This is a genomic window from Ideonella sp. P3_A4, assembly GCF_056403075.1.
On record NZ_JBFUGE010001301.1, the window covers coordinates 1 to 695 of the forward strand.

2 protein-coding genes are annotated in these 695 nt (G+C 67.1%); both read right to left on the reverse strand.

Features of this window, described 5'->3' with window-relative positions; all coding sequences use genetic code 11:
- Positions 1-231 (reverse strand): ABC transporter permease subunit (locus AC1DYI_RS37675; protein WP_477209156.1); only part of this gene is annotated, 231 nt, incomplete at its 3' end.
- 25 nt (positions 232-256) lie between these two features.
- A partial coding sequence (locus tag AC1DYI_RS37680) for a branched-chain amino acid ABC transporter permease (protein ID WP_477209155.1) occupies positions 257-695 on the reverse strand: 439 nt, incomplete at its 5' end.

Here is a 695-nt window from a genome sequence, read left to right on the forward strand (position 1 = left end):
GGCCAAGAGGGCGAACATGTAGGCGCCGACGGCGTAGAAGGCGACGTAGCCCAGGTCCAGCAGCCCCGCGTAGCCGACCACGATGTTCAGGCCCAGCGCCAGCAGCACGTACAGCAGCGCCAGCGCCATGATGCGCACCCAGCCCTGGCCGAACTGCGCGGCCACCAGCGGCAGCGCCATCAGCGCCATCGCCGCGACCAGGAAGACGATCAACTTGGTTTGTTTGCTCATGTTTTGCATGGTGTGTCCCTCCTGATCAGGCGCGGTCGGCGACACGTTCGCCCATCAGCCCGGACGGTCGCAGCGTGAGCACGAGGATCAGCACGAGGAAGGCGAAGATCTCGACGTACTGGCTGCCGAACACGCCCCCGGTGAGTTGGCCGAGGTAGCCGGCGCCGATGGCTTCAATCAGGCCCAAGAGGACCCCGCCGACCATCGCGCCAGTCAGGTTGCCGATGCCGCCGAACACCGCCGCCGTGAAGGCCTTCAGGCCCGGCAGGAAGCCCATCGAGTGCTGCACGGTGCCGTAGTTCATCGCCCACATGATCCCGGCGATGGCCGCCAGGGTCGCGCCGATGATGAAGGTGGCGCTGATGATGTGGTCAGGTCGCACGCCCATCAGGCCGGCCACACGCGGGTTCTCGGCCGTGGCGCGCATCGCGCGGCCGAGCTTGGTCTTGTTGACCAGCCACAGC